Origin of the sequence: Bradyrhizobium sp. (assembly GCF_016213215.1) — a bacterium.
Classification (GTDB): Bacteria; Pseudomonadota; Alphaproteobacteria; order Rhizobiales; family Xanthobacteraceae; genus Bradyrhizobium.
The window spans coordinates 1-15,731 of record NZ_JACRAW010000066.1 but is presented as its reverse complement, the minus strand read 5'-3'; the positions used below and the strand labels follow the sequence as shown (position 1 = coordinate 15,731).

Genomic DNA, 15,731 nt, shown 5'->3' with positions numbered 1-15,731 from the left:
TTGAGGGAGAGCTAAATAACACTCTGATCTTACAAGTATAATAGGCATCAGATCGGCTGCGTAGAACGTGCAGGCATTTTCCGGTTTTTTCGCTGGAATTGAGGTTTTTCATGCCTTGAGTCTGCTCGCGACTCGGCAAAAAAGCAAATCGTCAAAGGGAAGCGCGCCGGGACTCAGCGGGCAATTCCGCGCAATCATCCGTCAGACGTAGAATTGAACGGCTGCTTTTCAGCGCCTTTTGCAGAGCCCATCGTCGCACCATGCCAGCCGCATCATCAGATACGCGTCGCAACGCGAGCAGCGGTCCGGATATCCTCAATCCGCACGCCGAGGGCCTGCAGCGACTGACGCATATCGGTAAAAACAGGCTTTTCTCCAGACGGATCGGAAATGGTGAGTATCGCAGTGAAGGGCACACCGCTCTCCGGCACCTGTTCTCCGGAGCGTGTCAGATATTCAACGAACAAACGCCAGTTAGATGACTTGCCGATTCCGCTGGGAATGACTTTGGCAAAGGCTTTCACCGGACTCCACTTCAGGCCGTGCTCGATACGCTCTGCTTCTACAACTGGAGTTTCGGCCTTACCAGGAAGATAGACCGGATCGAGACGGCCTTTCCATCGGGGCTTACCTTGATTATCAAAGTCTTCCTGTTGCAAAGCGGCATCAATGTTGATGCGGACGAATTCAGAACCGTAGCGTGGATCAATCGGCGGAGTCGAAACTAGTGTGAGTCGAGCCGATCCGCGGCAGGTTCCATCTGCCCCCACGAGAGAGGCGGGCCAAGCAAAGTTGAACGCTATTTGCTGGTCCTTTCGAAGGCGCGACGCAAATACGAGCGTAATTTGATGATCGTTGCCCTCCAAAATTTGCGCGGCCGATGGTGGTTTCCCAAAGCCTACTAGATCACGGGCAACTCCTCGAAGTGCTTTGGATTGCAATAACGCAGGCATTTGCGCGTGGTGCAAAAGGAGCCCAATCAATGTCTCTCGCGATACGGTGCCCTCAATGCTGTGTTCAAGGACGGCGGCGGTCTTTGCCACCATCGGAGCGGCGTAGCTAGTGCCGCAACCATCAGTCACCGATCCATCTGGTAGAATCGAGAACAGGCCGTGACCTAAGGGACTTTGAGGTGAGCCCGATCCTCCAACATGCGCGAGGTCAGGCTTCACACCCGCGCGCAAGCCAGGTCCACGCCGCGAATAGCGTGCAGGAGCATAGGCAAGGCAATTTGAAAGATTAGGGGGATTTAACGCTGCGACAGCGATGTTACGCACGCTTTCGGACGGCATCAGAAGAGCGTCGTTTCGGGCAGACGCCAAATTTACAAGAGCCTGCGTCTCGTCAGTAGGCCATTCTGGCCGTAGATCTTGCGGCGCGGTATTGCCGCTCGACAAGAATAGAATTGCGTCATTGGCTTCTGCAAGCTGGTCTGCGCGAGCCGCGAATGCGCTATAGCGATCTGGCTGTGCCGGATGCTGAATGTTAAGACTCATGTTGAAAACGCGAACGCCGTACCGTGCTTTAGCGTCAGCAATCGCATATTCGATTTCATCAAAGAATTGCGTGACGCCATCTGGATAGTACGAGGAAAACGCAGCGGTGCTTTGATCGTTGGGATATACTGCAACGTCCACAATCTCTATGCCGTCGGGCTCCGCACAAATCTCACTGCCATTAAGCATACTTCCGGCAACCGCCAGCCCTCCGATAAACGTTCCGTGCGCGTGATCCACGTCTGTTGAATCAAGCAAGTCCCAGCGGTCAATCACCCAGTCGCTTAGCTCTGGGCTGATGCCACCATCAATCACACCCATGCGCGGATAGGTTCGAGCTGAATTGCGCGTCGGCACAGAAACGTCGGCAGGTCGCGTGCGTCCTTCGCTGGCGGCGGCTTGAGCCGATGCCCTTGTCCCATCAATATTACGAACCACGACAGGGGGCAGATCGATGTGCCGAACTAAAGGGTGATGATCTAAGAAATTGAGCAGGCGACGATGCCTTTCGATGGATTGGTCGAATGGAATAATCTCGGAAGGCCGCTTGTGGTCTGGTGGCGCTGTCGAGTCCAACAAGATGGTCGGAGGCTGTGGCGAACGACCTAAACGAGCCGAGATAAATGGCTGCGCCTTCTCGCGCATCGATAGACGTTGAACAGTGAGCCCATCGCCGTTTGCCGCGAGTCCACGAAGAAAACTTGAATAAAGTTTCTGCCGGTTGAGCCCAAAAGCATCTAACTGGCTGTGAGGCGGAGGCATATCAAACAGTTCAATCTGGTAGGCGCTCCCCGTCATTGGCTGTGCAAGCCAAGCGACGGCTTCCTCCACGGAGAAAGAGCGACGGTCGCGAGGACCGTAAAGTTCGATCTTTTCAATAGCACCCGTTTCGCTTCGCGCTGGCGATGGATGAGGAACCATCTTATTGCGCGCCTTATCCAGTTTATGTCTGGTCTGTTCCTCGGCTCCGGAAATCTCTTGCGCGACTTCACGAACCGCTTGCGGGTCCGCCTCGAAATACATTTCGCCGAGGTCGCCGCCGCCGACAAGCGAAATACGAGATGGCTTAAAGAGCGCCGAAATCGGCCGATGACTTTTGGCCCAAGCTTCGCGGCGGAGGATAACCTTGATGTAGCCGATATTGCCCTGCGTCGGAGTTTGGCTTTCAAGAATCTGCGCGATAGCACTCAATTGGCTAATCAGCGCCGCCTTATGGGTTCGGAATTCACGATCGCGGTCCGCAAAAAAATCCTTCTTCGGTCCCCCACCGCCGGCATCGCGGACCTGATGGTAATCTTTGTCGTTTAAGATGATTTGGAGAGGACTAGCCATGTGCGCTCACAGTTCCGCTGCCATCTGATTCTTTTTCAAGAGTCTTGATGTTTCGGGCGATGGTCGACTTATCCTTACCGGCGATGCGTCCGATATCTTCAAGTGAAAACCCGAGTTGTTGGTCTTCTTTCATCGTGCGGAAAAGAACGCCATTGCTCGAAAAAATGAGTTCTTTTCGTGTGGCATCAATACGACCGCTGTTGAGAGTCGCAAATTGTCGCAAGGTGTCGAGCAAAAGACGCTCTTCACCATTCTGAACAGCCATCGCTTTCTTGTAAGTTCGAACAAGTGTTTCGATTTCCGCGCCAGTCGCGCCATCGGTAAACCAAGCGATCATGCGAAGATGAGTCTCCGGCGCGTTGACAGGAGGCATGAAATGACGCGCGATCTCGACGCGCACGTCAAAATCAGGTTTGGGTACTTCAAGCTGCACCTCGAACCTACGCCATACGGCGGAATCAAGTAGCTGCGGATGATTTGTAATGCCGATAGTTAGTCCCACATCCCGACGACTATCGAGATTTTGCAGCAATGCGTTCACCACGCGCTTGATTTCGCCGACCTCTTGAGGGTCGTCGCGCAATTTGGCGAAGGCGTCGAATTCATCGAGCAGCAACACGCAGCGGTAGCGATTAGCGAATGTAAAAAGATTCGCGATGTTGCGCGCGGTCGTGCCGAGGAATGAAGAGACGAGGCCATCAATCCTCGCGAGTAGGATCGGCAGTTCAAGTTGGGCAGCCATCCAGAGCGCCAGCCGCGTCTTTCCCGTACCGGGTGCGCCGTAGAGCAAGCATGTCTTTGCGGCCTGAACGCCTACTTCGGCCAGCGGCTCAAGATTGCTCCATTCCTCTAAGACGGCGCGAACCGCCTTCGATACCGTGTCATTAAATAGAGGCGCTGACAGACGGGTCTCAGACGGGAATATCAATTGTGCGAGCGGCGCAGAGGTCTCCCGGTCAACCGGAACCGGCGTATTGGGGCGTAGCGTCTCGCCGGAAAGTTGCGCGCGCGACTGCACAATGCGACTAGGCGAAATCTCAGACGTTCGCTCGGCGGTAGTCAGCATGCCTGCCAAGACGCTGGCGGCCTTGGTGTCCCCTTTCTCCTTGAGCGCATCCCTCAAGCGTTCGATCTGTTTCCGAACAGCCGGAGAAGGCTGAGAGAGAGCCGCTCGGCATAGCGCCTGAATGATCGGAAAATGGTCCATTAAAGGGCGTCCCTTGTGAGGTATCTTTCTTAGCTTATGCACATATCACCGAAAATGTTGCATATCAATCAAAAATGTTGCGTCAACACGGCATTTTGTTGCATCAATGCCAGATATCGGTGCGCAACTAGCTGATATAGTTCATGTTTTGTTCTCATCATAGCCTGAGAGGCCTTACCGGACCTCCCACCAGCCGGATTGGCGAGAGAAGAAGATCGATAAGAGCAAAGCCATCTGAAGGATTCATCGATGGACTCGCTGCGATCTCAGCGTTCATGCTGGGAAGAGCATTGATTAGAGTCGCGAATTACGGGGTCCAGTGCACTTAACCGCCGCGTGACGTTGCCTTAAGCGGCGCCTGGTCAGCCGCTCAAACCGCGCTAGGAAACGCTCATCGCCGAGCAGTCGACCGATGGCTGTCGGCTGCGCGCAGCCGGGCGAACGTCTCGTCGTTCTCGGCGCCGGTGAGAAACGCGGCAAAATCGGGAGTGCGGTCATCAGGCCAGCAACTGTGATGGGTTTCGCTTCGCTCAACCCATCCTACCCTCCCCTCGCCGCTTCCAGCGCCGCCGGCGTATCGATATCGAGGAAGGCGCGCTCGCCGTCGGCCGGCACTTCGGCGACCGCCTCGGCGTGCTTGGTGATCAGGTGCCGGGCGCCGACGTCGCCGCTCAGCGTCATCAGCTCGTCGAAGAAGCGGCGTGACCACAACACCGGATTGCCGCGGCGCCCCTCGCTCGCCGGTACGACGATGAGATTGCCGCGGTCCGGCGCAAAGGCCTCGATCAGGCGATCGATCAGCCGGGCGTCGATCAGCGGCATGTCACCGAGGCAGATCACCGCGCCGTCGCAGGTCTCGGGCACCGCCGCGATGCCGGCCTTGACGGAGCCGGCAAGTCCCTCGGCGAAATCCGGGTTGCGCACGTACTTCACCTTCAGCCCGTCCAGCGCCTGTTCGATCAGCTCGGCCTGGTGACCGGTGACGACGATCACCTCGGAAGCTCTTGAGGCCAGCGCCTGCTCGGTTGCGATCCGCACCAGCTTCTTGCCGTCGAGTTCCGCGAGCAGCTTGTTCGGACCGCCCATGCGCGTCGAGCGCCCCGCCGCCAGCACGATCGCGGCGACGTGCCGCTCTCCCTCGGTCTCCGGCTTGACGCGCGGCTGCGGCCGCGTGACGATTTCCATCAACAGGCCCCCGACCCCCATGCCCATGATCTCGGCGCGGGACACCTTGAGCCCGGCCAGCAGGCGCATCAACACCCAGTCGAAGCCGTTCTCCACCGGAGAGCGCGCGCAGCCGGGCGCGCCCAGCACGGGCACGTCGCCGGCGCGGCCGACGAGCAGGAGATTGCCGGGATCGACCGGCATGCCGAAATGCTCGATCGTGCCGCCGACATCGGTGAGCGCCGCCGGGATGACGTCGCGCCGGTCGGCGATGGCCGACGCACCGAACACGATGACGAGCTCGGCTCCGAGACCGAGCAGCTCCTTGATCGCGGCAGCGAGCGCCCTCTCCTCATGAGGCACCCGCCGCTCGGCAATAATGGCGGCCCCAGTGGGCGCCAGCCGCTCCGCGGTGACGCGCAACGTCTTCTCCACCACCTTGGACGAAAGGCCCGGCAGCAGGGTCGAGACCACGCCGACGCGCTTGATCACGTAAGGCGCGACCTTCAGGACGCCGCCGCCCGCCGCCTTCACGGCGGCATCGCGCAGCCTGCCCTCTACGCCGAACGGAATGAGCTTGACGGTTGCGACCATCTCGCCTTCAACCACCGGCTTGAAGGCGGGAAGCGTGGCAAAGGTGATTGCTTCGTCGACGCCGTTGATGCGGTCGACCGCCGCGCGGTCGATCGCAAGCACGCCGGCACGCGCCGCAAACAGGTTTGCGCGGCCGGTGAAGGCCCCCTCGACGCGGACGCCGTCGCCGGCCACGGCTTGCGCGATGCTCGCGGCGGCGACGTCTTCCGAGACGTCGCCGTCCTCCAGACGCACCACCACGATTTCCTTGATGCCGGCGGACTCAAGCGCCTCGACTTCGGCCGGCCCGACGGTCGTGCCCTTCTTCAGCACCAGCGATCCCTGGCGCAGGGTGTGCACGGTCACCCCGCCAATCGCGTTCCTGGGACTCGCCGGACCGAACTTCATGCCGCGGCTTCTTTCTCCTTCGGCGGCAGCCGGAGCTGCGCGGTGATCTCGGCCATGATCGCCACGGCGATCTCCGCAGGCGACACCGCGCCGATCGGCAGGCCGATCGGGGCGTGGATGCGCGCGATGTCGGATTCCCTGGCGCCCTGCGCCCGCAGCCGCTCGCCGCGCTTGGCGTGCGTCTTCCGCGAGCCGAGCGCGCCGATATAGAAGCAGTCGCGTTCGAAGGCATGCAGCAGCGCCGGGTCATCGATCTTCGGATCGTGCGTCAGCGCCACGAAGGCGGTGTAGTGATCGACGTTGAGCGGCGGCAATGCGACATCGGGCCATTCGGCGATCAACGGAATATCGGGAAAGCGCTCGGGGCTGGCGAAAGCCGTGCGCGGATCGATGATAGTGACGTCATAGCCGAGCGAACGGGCCAGCGGCGCCAAGGCCTGGCTGATATGCACGGCGCCGATGACAACCATCCGCGCGGTCGGCGCAAACACGTTGAGGAAAAGCTTCCTGCCGCCGGCCTCGATGCCGGCGCTCTTGCCCATGCGAAGCTGCTTTTCCAGCTCGGTGCGCAGCGGATCCCTGGCAAAATCGGCAGCCTTCACCAGGCGCTGCTCGCCATTTTCGGTGTCGGTCACCAGGATCACCGGCCGCCGCGCCGCGCGCTCGGCATTGAGTTCGTGCAAAATCTCGAGCTTCATGGGCTAACCCACCTTCTCGACAAAGACCCGGATGGTGCCGCCGCAGGACAGACCGACGTTCCAGGCGGTCTCGTCGGCCACACCGAATTCCAGCATCTTTGGCTTGCCGCTCTCGATCACATCCATGGCCTCGGTGACCACGGCGCCCTCGACGCAGCCGCCGGACACGGAACCCAGGAAAGTGCCTTCGTCGTTGATGACGAGGCTCGAGCCGGCCGGCCTCGGAGCCGACCCCCAGGTCTCCACGACGGTCGCCAGCGCAACGCCGTGGCCGGCCTTGTGCCAGTCTTCCGCCGCCTTCAGGATGTCCTCATCGCGATTGAGCATGGATTTCTCCTTCAAGCTGCGGAGCGGATCAGGCTGAAGTGATGCGGCGGCAGCGGCTGCGAAAGCGTCCCGATCAGCCCCTGGATCGAACTCAAGTTATGCACCGGGCGAAATTCGTCAACGTGCGGCAGCATCGTCTTGATGCCCTGCGCCTTGGCCTCGAAGCCACCGAAGCGCAGCAGCGGGTTCAGCCAGATCAGCCGGCGGCAGGACCGGTGCAGCCGGTCCATTTCGAAGGCGAGCCTGGAATCGGCCTCCCGTTCCAGCCCGTCCGAGATCAGGAGCACGATGGCGCCCTGGCTCAGCACGCGCCGCGCCCACAATTTGTTGAAGGTGTGCAGCGAGGTGGCAATGCGCGTGCCGCCGGCCCAGTCCTCCACCGCCGACGAGCAGCTCGCCAGCGCCTCGTCGGGATCCCGCTGCCGTAACGCCCGGCTGACATTGGTCAGCCGCGTGCCGAACAGGAACACCGATACACGCTTGCGCGCATCGGTGATGGCATGGAGGAAATGCAGGAACAGACGGGTATATTCGCTCATCGAGCCGGAGATATCGAGTAGAGCCACGATCGGCGCCGGCTTGTCGATCCGCCCCAGGCGGCGAATTTCGATGATTTCGCCGCTGGTACGCAAGGACGCACGCAGGGTCCTGCGGATGTCGAGCCTCAGGCCGCGTGGGTCGGGCTGGTGGCGCCGGGTCCGCAGTTCCGCCTGCGGCAGCCTCATCCGTTCGACCGCGCGGATCGCCTCGGCGATCTCGGCCGCGCTCATCTGGGCAAAGTCCTTTTTCTGCAGCACTTCCCTGTCCGACACGGACAGCCGCAGGTCCTGCTCCTGCCGCTGCGGCGTCTCGGTCATGTGCGGCTGGGACAGCGCCTCCTGCACGCGGCGCGAGGCCGGCGGCGGCTTCTTCCTGGCGTGGTCGGGTAGCGGCACCGAATCCAGCATGTGCTTCCACTCTTCAGACGCGCGGAAGAACAGGTTGAAGGCCTGCTTGAAGATCAGCGCGTGCTCGTGGCGCTTGACGAAGATGGCCTCGAGCGTGGTGTAGACGTCGGAGCGGCTGCCAATGTCGATCACCTGCAGCGCGTTCATGGCATCGATGACCGAGCCGGGACCGACGGGCAGGCCCGCGGCGCGCAGCGCGCGGGCAAAGCCGATGACGTTGTCGGCAAACTGGGCCGTGTTCTCGGGCGCAAGGTGATTGATGGCCATCTACAGCTACCCTTCCCGTCATTCCGGGACACGCGAAGTGTGGACCCGAAATCTGCAGGCTGTATCGCGAGACTGCGTGGTCGCGACTTGGTCGCTCACCGGACGAAATACTAGATCTCGCTCGTCGCGTCCTTCAGCACCTTTTGCAGCGCATCGCCCTGCATGCGGGCTATGTCGTCCTGGTATTTGAGCAGCGCTCCGAGCGTATCGCCGACCACCTGCGGCGTCAGCGACCGCGCGTCGAGCTCGCTCAGTGCCGTCGCCCAGTCGATCGTCTCGGCGACGCCCGGCGATTTGTAGAAATCCTGGTCGCGCAGCGCCTGCACGAAACGCACGACCTGCTCCGACAGCTTGGCGGAAATGCCGGGCACGCGCGACTTGACGATGGCAAGCTCGCGCTCGGCTGAAGGATAGTCGACCCAGTGATAGAGGCAGCGGCGCTTGAGCGCGTCGTGGATCTCGCGGGTACGGTTCGAGGTGATGATCACGATCGGCGGATGCGGCGCCTTCACCGTGCCGAATTCGGGTATCGTCACCTGGAAATCGCTGAGGATTTCGAGCAGATACGCTTCGAACGCCTCATCCGCGCGGTCGAGCTCGTCGATCAGGAGCACCGGCGCGCCGGCGACGTCCGGCTCCAGCGCCTGCAACAGCGGCCGCTTGATCAGGAAGCGATCGGAGAAGATGTCGGATGACAGCTGGTCGCGGTCGGCATCGCCGGTCGCTTCCGATAGGCGGATCGCGATCATCTGCGCGGCGCTGTTCCATTCGTAGACCGCCGAGGAGACATCCAGGCCCTCGTAGCATTGCAGGCGGATCAGCTTGCGTCCCATCGCCGCCGACAGCACCTTGGCGATCTCGGTCTTGCCGACGCCGGCCTCGCCCTCCAGAAACAGCGGCCGGCCCATGCGCAGCGACAGAAAGGTCACGGTCGCAAGCGCGCGCTCGGCGAGGTAGCCCCGCGAGGTCAGAAGCTCGAGCATCCCATCGACGGATGCAGGCAGTGCCACTGCGGTCATGAAACAGCCAGTCTTGATGCGCCCGAAAAGGACAAGGTCACGCTTTGGCGTTGGCAGCGTCGACCGCACGGCGCGTCAGGACGCCGATCAGGTGGGCGCGATATTCGGCACTGCCATGGATGTCACCGTTGAGCCCGTCCGCGGGCACGTTCAGCCCTTCGATCACCTTGGAGGAGAAGCGCTTCTTCAGCGCCTCCTCGAAGGCGGTCACGCGGAACACGCCGTTGCCGCCGGCTCCGGTGACGGCAACGCGCACGTCCGACGGACGTCGCGCGACGAACACGCCAACGAGGGCGTAGCGCGAGGCCTGGTTGCGGAACTTGATATAAGCCGCCTTCTTCGGCAGCGGGAACATCACCCTCGTGATGATCTCGTCGCTTTCCAGCGCGGTCGTGAACAGCCCCTGGAAATACTCCTCGGCCTTCAGCCGGCGCTTGTTAGTGAGGATGGTGGCGCCGAGCGCAAGGACCGCCGCGGGGTAATCCGCAGTCGGGTCATTGTTGGCGAGCGAGCCGCCGATCGTGCCCTTGTGACGGACGGCGGGGTCGCCGATCAGCCCGGCGAGCTCGGCGAGCGCCGGGATCGCCTCGCCGACGATCGGCGAAGACGCTACCTGGGCGTGGGTCGCGGTGGCGCCGATCACCAGCGAGCGGCCCTTCATCTCGATCGTGTCGAGCCCCTCGATGTGGGAAAGATCGACCAGATGCGGCGGGCTCGCCAGGCGCTGCTTCATCACCGGAATCAGCGTGTGGCCGCCGGCGATCAACTTGGCGTCCTCGTTCTTGACCAGCAGGTTGGCGGCCTGCCGCACGGTCGCGGGACGATGATATTTGAATTCGTACATGAGGGCTTCCTGATCGCAGCCGCGGATTTTGTTTACGCGAGATCGGAGTTTGCCATCGCCTTGGCGCCGGCGGCGATTGAAGCGACGATGTTCTGGTAGCCGGTGCAACGGCAGAGATTACCTTCGAGCTCCTCGCGGATCGTGTGATCGTCGAGCTCGTGGCCCTTGCGATGAACGATGTCGATCGCGGTCATGATCATGCCAGGGGTACAGAAGCCGCATTGCAGGCCGTGGTGCTCGCGGAAGGCCTCCTGCATCGGATGCAGCGGTGCTCCATCGGGCGCCAGCCCCTCGATAGTCCTGACCTCGTGACCATCGGCCATCACCGCGAGCATGGTGCAGGATTTGACCGCCTTGCCGTCGAGATGCACCACGCACGCACCGCACTGGGAGGTGTCGCAGCCGACATGCGTCCCGGTCAGCCCGAGGTGCTCGCGCAGAAACTGCACGAGCAAGGTGCGCGGGTCGACGTTGGCGGTTACCGGATTGCCGTTCACGATAAGGGAAATCTTGGGCATCAGAACTCTCTGTCGGCGGCCCGCCGGGTCCCGGCAAAGCGGCGCTTATCATTATGTTCCAGCCCATAATATGGGCCATTCCGTCCATGGGCAACATCGCCCGGGGATACGTCCCGGTCCGACGGACCCGGCAGCGTTAGCCCTCTACCGCCTTGGCGAAGTTCGCAAAAAATTCATCGGCCAGCTTTTTGGCGGCGCCGTTGATCAGGCGCTGGCCGAGCTGCGCCAACTTGCCGCCGATCTGTGCCTCGACATTGTAGGAAAGCAGGGTGCCGCCGTCCTTGTCGGCGAGCGCCACGGTGGCACCGCCCTTGGCAAAGCCGGCAACCCCGCCCTCACCCTCGCCCGAGATCTTGTAGCCGTTGGGCGGATCGAGATCGCTCAATGTGACCTTGCCCTTGAAGCGCGCCGACACCGGCCCGACCTTCATCTTGGCCACGGCGCGAAAGCCGTTGTCGTCGGTCCTCTCCAACTCCTCGCAGCCGGGAATGCAGACCTTCAGCACCTCCGGATCGTTGAGCTTGGCCCACACGGCGTCGCGCGGAGCTGCAAGCTGGACCTCGCCGTTCATCGTCATGGCCATGGTGGAGCCTCCCCGACATTGCTTGCTGTTGTACGCTTCAAGTAGCCTACGCGCATACCAAAAGAAAGACCCGCGGGCGAGCAGCGTGCGATCCATATTCGCAGACGCAACAGAACTCCGGCGTGGCGCCCCTTGTTCCGAAATGCGCCGCTACAATCGGGTCAAAGACCTGCCCGATGTTGACCCTGCGCTGGCCCCGCGCTGGCGCGAAAGTGACAGCCGGGCTTGACCGTGAGAAGATTGCAGAATCGCTGGTGCCGATGACCTTGGGACTTCGCAGGCTCAGATCGACAGGCGCGCGAGCAGAGGACTTGGAGAAATCAAAATGCCCATGGTCAATGCCGACGGTTGCCTGCTCAACGTATCCGTCGAGGGCCGCGACGGCGGCCCGACCCTGATGCTGTCAAATTCGCTCGGCTCCACGCTGCAGATGTGGGACCCGCAGATGAAGGCTTTGACCCAGGTGTTCCGCGTCATCCGTTACGACACGCGCGGCCACGGCAAGTCCGACGTGCCTGCCGGACCCTACTCGATGGAGCGCTTCGGCCGCGACGTGCTTGCAATCCTGGATGATCTCAACATCGCGAAAGTGCATTGGTGCGGCCTGTCGATGGGCGGCATGATCGGCCAATGGCTCGGCGCCAATGCGCCCGGGCGGATGGGCAAGATCATTCTCGCCAACACCGCCTGCTATTATCCGGATCCCACCAACTGGATGAACCGCATCAAGGCGGTGAAGGAAGGCGGCCTCGCCGCCCTCGCCGACACCATCATCAGCAACTGGCTCACAGCGGACTTTCGCGAGCGCGAGCCGCAGATCACTGCCCGGATGAAGGCGATGCTGCAGGCTTCACCGGTCGAAGGCTATGTCGCGTGCTGCGAGGCGCTGAGCAGGCTCGATCAGCGCGATCTGTTGTCGAGGATCAAGAGTCCGACGCTGGTGATCGCCGGCCGGCACGACATGTCCACCCCGATCTCCGCCGCCGAGTTCATCCGCAGCAGGATTCCGGGTGCGAGCATGACTATTCTCGATTCCGCGCACATTTCCAATGTCGAGCAGCCGCACGCATTCACTGACGCCGTGGTCGGCTTTCTGACTCAGCGCTGACAGAGCTGATGAGAACCGGTCACGACGTGCCGGCCATCAACCGCGCTGTAGCAAAATTCAGTGGTTGTGCAGGAGTTCGGGTTCCTGAAGGGCGAGGACGCTTGTCGCCGCCTCATCCTGCGACCGCACCGGACGTTCGAATACGAGCACGATGGCGGCCCCGAGCAGCAGCAGCAACTCCGTCGCATGCAGCCGGAGCGCTGCCGTCTCGCCGACCCGGGAAGCCATGACCATGCTGGCGAAGGAAATCAGGCTGCCGATGCCGAGCGCGATGGCGAGCGCCTCATCGCAGCCGCCGGCCTTGCGGATCCTGGGCTGGCTGATCAGGGCAACAAAGATCGCGAAAAAGGCAACCACCGTCAGGCGCCCCAGCGCCAGTAGCCAGGCCGCGCGAACCGTGCTCATGCCCGAGAGCTGGAGATGGTCGCTCATGAACAGCGCCACCGCAATGCTGGGCCGCTCGTACAAGCCGTGCACCGGCGAAACAATGATGTTGAAGGCGATCATCGTCCAGGCCGGAATGAAATAGGCCGCGAGCAGCGCGCCGTTGAATGAGCTGATCCGCCAGTTGCTGGACATGCCGCCTTCCCAGTTGCTTCCCGCAGGCCTCCTATGAGGAAAGCGGGTCGGCGGCGAGCTAACCTGCCTAAAGCTGGCGCGACAATTTAAACCCTTTGTTTACCTTAACGGCAGGGGCCCGAGCGGGAACGCGTTCCCGATCCCCCGACCGAAAGAGTCCCGCCGCGTGGCGGGACTCCGAGGTCTAACCACTCCGTCCCGAACTACCGGTCGGGGTTCTGCGGCTGGGACGGCTTCTGGCCACCCTGCTGCTGGCCCGGACGGTCCTGACCGGGCTTCTGGCTCTGCTGACCCGGTTTGTTCTGGTTCTGGTTCTGCATTCGGAGGCTCTCCTTTTCTTGCACCCAGACCGGTGACAACCCGACCCGCCCGCCGGGGTTTCGTGAAACCGGACGTTCCGAGGTGGTAATTGCGTGGCGCCGCCTTGGCCCCACCAAGGCGGCGGAACCTGCCGCAAAAACAATCCTGTACAAGCAACTACAGTTCGACCGGCGCTGTTGCCCGGCCCGGTTCCGTCCTGTTACAAAAAGGCACGATGCGCCGCTCAGGGCTGCCGGAGCCTCGCGGCGCGTCACGCAAAAACGGCAGCCCATGGATTATTTCGCACAGCAGCTCATCAACGGCATCGTGCTCGGCTCGATCTACGGCCTGATCGCCATCGGCTACACGATGGTCTACGGCATCGTGGGCATGATCAATTTCGCCCACGGCGACATCTTCATGATCGGCGGCTTCATCGCGCTGATATCGTTTCTGGTGCTCGTCTCTTTCGGTCTTACCGCCGTCCCCGTGATCCTCCTGATCGTGCTTCTGGTGTCGATGGCGATCACCGCGCTTTACGGCTGGACAGTCGAGCGCATCGCCTACCGGCCGCTGCGTCACTCATTCCGCCTCGCGCCCATGCTGTCCGCGATCGGCATGTCCTTCGTGCTGATCAACTATTCGCAGGTCGCGCAGGGCGCTCGCGTCAAGCCGGTGCCGCCGATCGTTATCGGCGGTCACACCCTGCACGAGGGCGCCGACGGCTTCGTGGTCCAGCTTTCGAACATCCAGATCGTGGTCGTGATCACGACTGTCGTGCTGCTGTCGATCTTCACCTGGCTGGTGTCGCGCACGCGGCTCGGCCGCGACATGCGCGCATGCGAGCAGGACCAGACCATGGCGGCGCTGCTCGGCGTCGATGTCGACCGCACCATCTCCATGACCTTCGTGATCGGCGCCGCGCTCGCCGCGGTCGCCGGGCTGATGTACCTGCTCTATTACGGCCTGGTCGACTTTTTCATGGGCTTTGTCGCCGGCATCAAGGCCTTCACCGCGGCGGTGCTGGGCGGCATCGGCTCACTGCCCGGCGCGATGTTGGGCGGGCTACTGATCGGCCTGATCGAAACGCTGTGGTCGGCCTATTTCTCGGTCGAGTACAAGGACGTCGCCGCGTTCTCGATCCTGATCGTTGTGCTGATCTTCCTTCCGACCGGTCTTCTGGGCCGGCCAGAAGTCGAAAAAGTCTGACGGACAGCGAGCGTGACAGCGTCCTCGCCCGAGACAATGACGGCAAATCGCAAAGCAGGCATCGCGTTCATTTTCAAGAAGGCGTTTCTGAGCGCCTTTGTCGCGCTTGTGCTGTTCTCCCTGATGATCGGCATCCGGACCGAAGCCGGACCGACCGGGCAATTGACCTACTGGACGCGCTTCGGCGACCTCGCTTCCATCGTCGCCGCCGTGTTCGTCGGCAGCATCATCGTCGAACTGGCGCGCCAATGGCTAGGGCCTTCCGGCACCGAGAAGCTGGTGCCGCCGGCCGTGCAGCGCGGCCTTGCCGTGGCGGGAAGCTTCATTGCACCGGCACTCCTGATCTTCACCATTCTGGTGCCGGTCATCTTCTACAACCAGCGCTACATTCTCGATCTGGCGATCCTGGTACTCACCTATGTGATGCTGGGTTGGGGATTGAACGTGGTGGTGGGGCTCGCCGGCCTGCTCGACCTCGGCTACGTCGCGTTCTACGCCGTGGGCGCCTATTCCTATGCTCTGCTCGCCACCAATTTCGGCTGGTCGTTCTGGGTCTGCCTGCCGCTCGCCGGCGTCCTCGCCGCGATGTGGGGCGTGATGCTGGGCTTCCCGGTGCTGCGGCTGCGCGGCGACTACCTCGCCATCGTGACGCTAGCGTGCGGCGAGATCATTCGCCTCGTCCTCATCAACTGGCAGACCCTGACCGGCGGCCCCAATGGCGTTTCCGGCATCCCGCGGCCGACGCTGTTCGGCATCCCCCTCACCAACGACGAAAACGGGCTTGCCGCCCTGCTCGGCATCGAATTCTCGCCGACGCACCGCATCGTTTTCCTGTTCTATCTGATCCTGGCACTTGCCCTGCTCACCAACTGGGTCACCATACGTCTGCGGCGGCTGCCGATCGGCCGCGCCTGGGAAGCCCTGCGCGAGGACGAGGTCGCTTGCCGCGCGCTGGGCATCAACATCACTACGACCAAGCTCACCGCGTTCGCCACCGGCGCCATGTTCGGCGGCTTTGCCGGCGCGTTCTTCGCGACCCGGCAGGGCTTCATCAGCCCGGAATCCTTCACCTTCCAGGAGTCCGCGCTGGTGCTCGCCATCGTCGTTCTCGGCGGCATGGGCTCGCAGCTCGGCGTGGCTCTCGCCGCGCTC

General features: G+C 62.0%; 14 protein-coding genes. 3 read left to right on the top strand and 11 right to left on the bottom strand.

Annotated elements, in window-relative coordinates:
* Positions 1 to 275 precede the first annotated feature (275 nt).
* From HY852_RS11695 to HY852_RS11650, 10 genes are all read right to left on the bottom strand, one after another.
* Positions 276 to 2,828 (bottom strand): S8 family peptidase, encoded by a 2,553-nt coding sequence (locus HY852_RS11695; protein WP_291604821.1) that lies wholly within the window; start codon positions 2,826 to 2,828, stop codon positions 276 to 278.
* Entirely contained in the window at positions 2,821 to 4,035 is a 1,215-nt protein-coding gene (locus HY852_RS11690; RefSeq protein WP_291604820.1) for an ATP-binding protein, read from the bottom strand. Before HY852_RS11690 ends, HY852_RS11695 begins: the two co-directional genes overlap by 8 nt.
* A 540-nt stretch (positions 4,036 to 4,575) precedes the next feature.
* Positions 4,576 to 6,180 carry a molybdopterin-binding/glycosyltransferase family 2 protein gene (locus HY852_RS11685; protein WP_291604819.1) on the bottom strand — a complete coding sequence of 535 codons (1,605 nt, stop codon included), beginning with the start codon at positions 6,178 to 6,180 and terminating at the stop codon, positions 4,576 to 4,578.
* Positions 6,177 to 6,878, bottom strand: a complete 702-nt coding sequence (locus HY852_RS11680; RefSeq protein WP_291604818.1) for an XdhC family protein — start codon at positions 6,876 to 6,878, stop codon at positions 6,177 to 6,179. The genes HY852_RS11685 and HY852_RS11680 overlap by 4 nt, the downstream gene beginning before the upstream one ends.
* A gap of 3 nt (positions 6,879 to 6,881) precedes the next feature.
* A complete protein-coding gene (locus HY852_RS11675) occupies positions 6,882 to 7,205 on the bottom strand; it encodes an XdhC family protein (protein ID WP_291604817.1) in 324 nt (107 codons plus the stop codon).
* 11 nt (positions 7,206 to 7,216) lie between these two features.
* Positions 7,217 to 8,419, bottom strand: coding sequence for a VWA domain-containing protein (locus tag HY852_RS11670; protein ID WP_291604816.1), 1,203 nt, complete (start codon positions 8,417 to 8,419; stop codon positions 7,217 to 7,219).
* A gap of 110 nt (positions 8,420 to 8,529) precedes the next feature.
* Entirely contained in the window at positions 8,530 to 9,438 is a 909-nt protein-coding gene (locus tag HY852_RS11665) for a MoxR family ATPase (protein ID WP_291604815.1), read from the bottom strand.
* A 37-nt stretch (positions 9,439 to 9,475) separates the two neighbouring features.
* A complete protein-coding gene (locus tag HY852_RS11660) occupies positions 9,476 to 10,282 on the bottom strand; it encodes a xanthine dehydrogenase family protein subunit M (protein ID WP_291604814.1) in 807 nt (268 codons plus the stop codon).
* A 32-nt stretch (positions 10,283 to 10,314) separates the two neighbouring features.
* Positions 10,315 to 10,800, bottom strand: a complete 486-nt coding sequence (locus HY852_RS11655) for a (2Fe-2S)-binding protein (RefSeq protein ID WP_291604813.1) — start codon at positions 10,798 to 10,800, stop codon at positions 10,315 to 10,317.
* 136 nt (positions 10,801 to 10,936) lie between these two features.
* A complete protein-coding gene (locus tag HY852_RS11650; protein ID WP_291604812.1) occupies positions 10,937 to 11,383 on the bottom strand; it encodes a CoxG family protein in 447 nt (148 codons plus the stop codon).
* Positions 11,384 to 11,708: 325 nt separating this feature from the next.
* Between HY852_RS11650 and pcaD the strand changes: the two genes are divergently transcribed.
* Entirely contained in the window at positions 11,709 to 12,491 is a 783-nt protein-coding gene (gene pcaD / locus HY852_RS11645) for a 3-oxoadipate enol-lactonase (protein WP_291604811.1), read from the top strand.
* 57 nt (positions 12,492 to 12,548) lie between these two features.
* On the opposite strand, the gene HY852_RS11640 is transcribed toward pcaD, so the two are convergent.
* Complete coding sequence (locus HY852_RS11640; RefSeq protein WP_291604810.1) at positions 12,549 to 13,070, bottom strand: hypothetical protein; 522 nt, start codon at positions 13,068 to 13,070, stop codon at positions 12,549 to 12,551.
* 591 nt (positions 13,071 to 13,661) lie between these two features.
* Here HY852_RS11640 and HY852_RS11635 point away from each other — a divergent pair.
* Entirely contained in the window at positions 13,662 to 14,579 is a 918-nt protein-coding gene (locus HY852_RS11635; RefSeq protein ID WP_291604809.1) for a branched-chain amino acid ABC transporter permease LivH, read from the top strand.
* A gap of 36 nt (positions 14,580 to 14,615) precedes the next feature.
* Positions 14,616 to 15,731, top strand: a 1,116-nt coding sequence (gene livM / locus HY852_RS11630) for a high-affinity branched-chain amino acid ABC transporter permease LivM (RefSeq protein ID WP_291604848.1), incomplete at its 3' end; no start/stop codon positions are given.

Excerpts from the sequence above, each read along its gene's own strand:
- HY852_RS11695 (WP_291604821.1), bottom strand. The coding sequence starts at position 2,828 with ATGGCTAGTCCTCTCCAAATCATCTTAAACGACAAAGATTACCATCAG.
- HY852_RS11690 (WP_291604820.1), bottom strand. The coding sequence starts at position 4,035 with ATGGACCATTTTCCGATCATTCAGGCGCTATGCCGAGCGGCTCTCTCT.
- HY852_RS11685 (WP_291604819.1), bottom strand. The coding sequence starts at position 6,180 with ATGAAGTTCGGTCCGGCGAGTCCCAGGAACGCGATTGGCGGGGTGACC.
- HY852_RS11680 (WP_291604818.1), bottom strand. The coding sequence starts at position 6,878 with ATGAAGCTCGAGATTTTGCACGAACTCAATGCCGAGCGCGCGGCGCGG.
- HY852_RS11675 (WP_291604817.1), bottom strand. The coding sequence starts at position 7,205 with ATGCTCAATCGCGATGAGGACATCCTGAAGGCGGCGGAAGACTGGCAC.
- HY852_RS11670 (WP_291604816.1), bottom strand. The coding sequence starts at position 8,419 with ATGGCCATCAATCACCTTGCGCCCGAGAACACGGCCCAGTTTGCCGAC.
- HY852_RS11665 (WP_291604815.1), bottom strand. The coding sequence starts at position 9,438 with ATGACCGCAGTGGCACTGCCTGCATCCGTCGATGGGATGCTCGAGCTT.
- HY852_RS11660 (WP_291604814.1), bottom strand. The coding sequence starts at position 10,282 with ATGTACGAATTCAAATATCATCGTCCCGCGACCGTGCGGCAGGCCGCC.
- HY852_RS11655 (WP_291604813.1), bottom strand. The coding sequence starts at position 10,800 with ATGCCCAAGATTTCCCTTATCGTGAACGGCAATCCGGTAACCGCCAAC.
- HY852_RS11650 (WP_291604812.1), bottom strand. The coding sequence starts at position 11,383 with ATGGCCATGACGATGAACGGCGAGGTCCAGCTTGCAGCTCCGCGCGAC.
- pcaD (WP_291604811.1), top strand. The coding sequence starts at position 11,709 with ATGCCCATGGTCAATGCCGACGGTTGCCTGCTCAACGTATCCGTCGAG.
- HY852_RS11640 (WP_291604810.1), bottom strand. The coding sequence starts at position 13,070 with ATGTCCAGCAACTGGCGGATCAGCTCATTCAACGGCGCGCTGCTCGCG.
- HY852_RS11635 (WP_291604809.1), top strand. The coding sequence starts at position 13,662 with ATGGATTATTTCGCACAGCAGCTCATCAACGGCATCGTGCTCGGCTCG.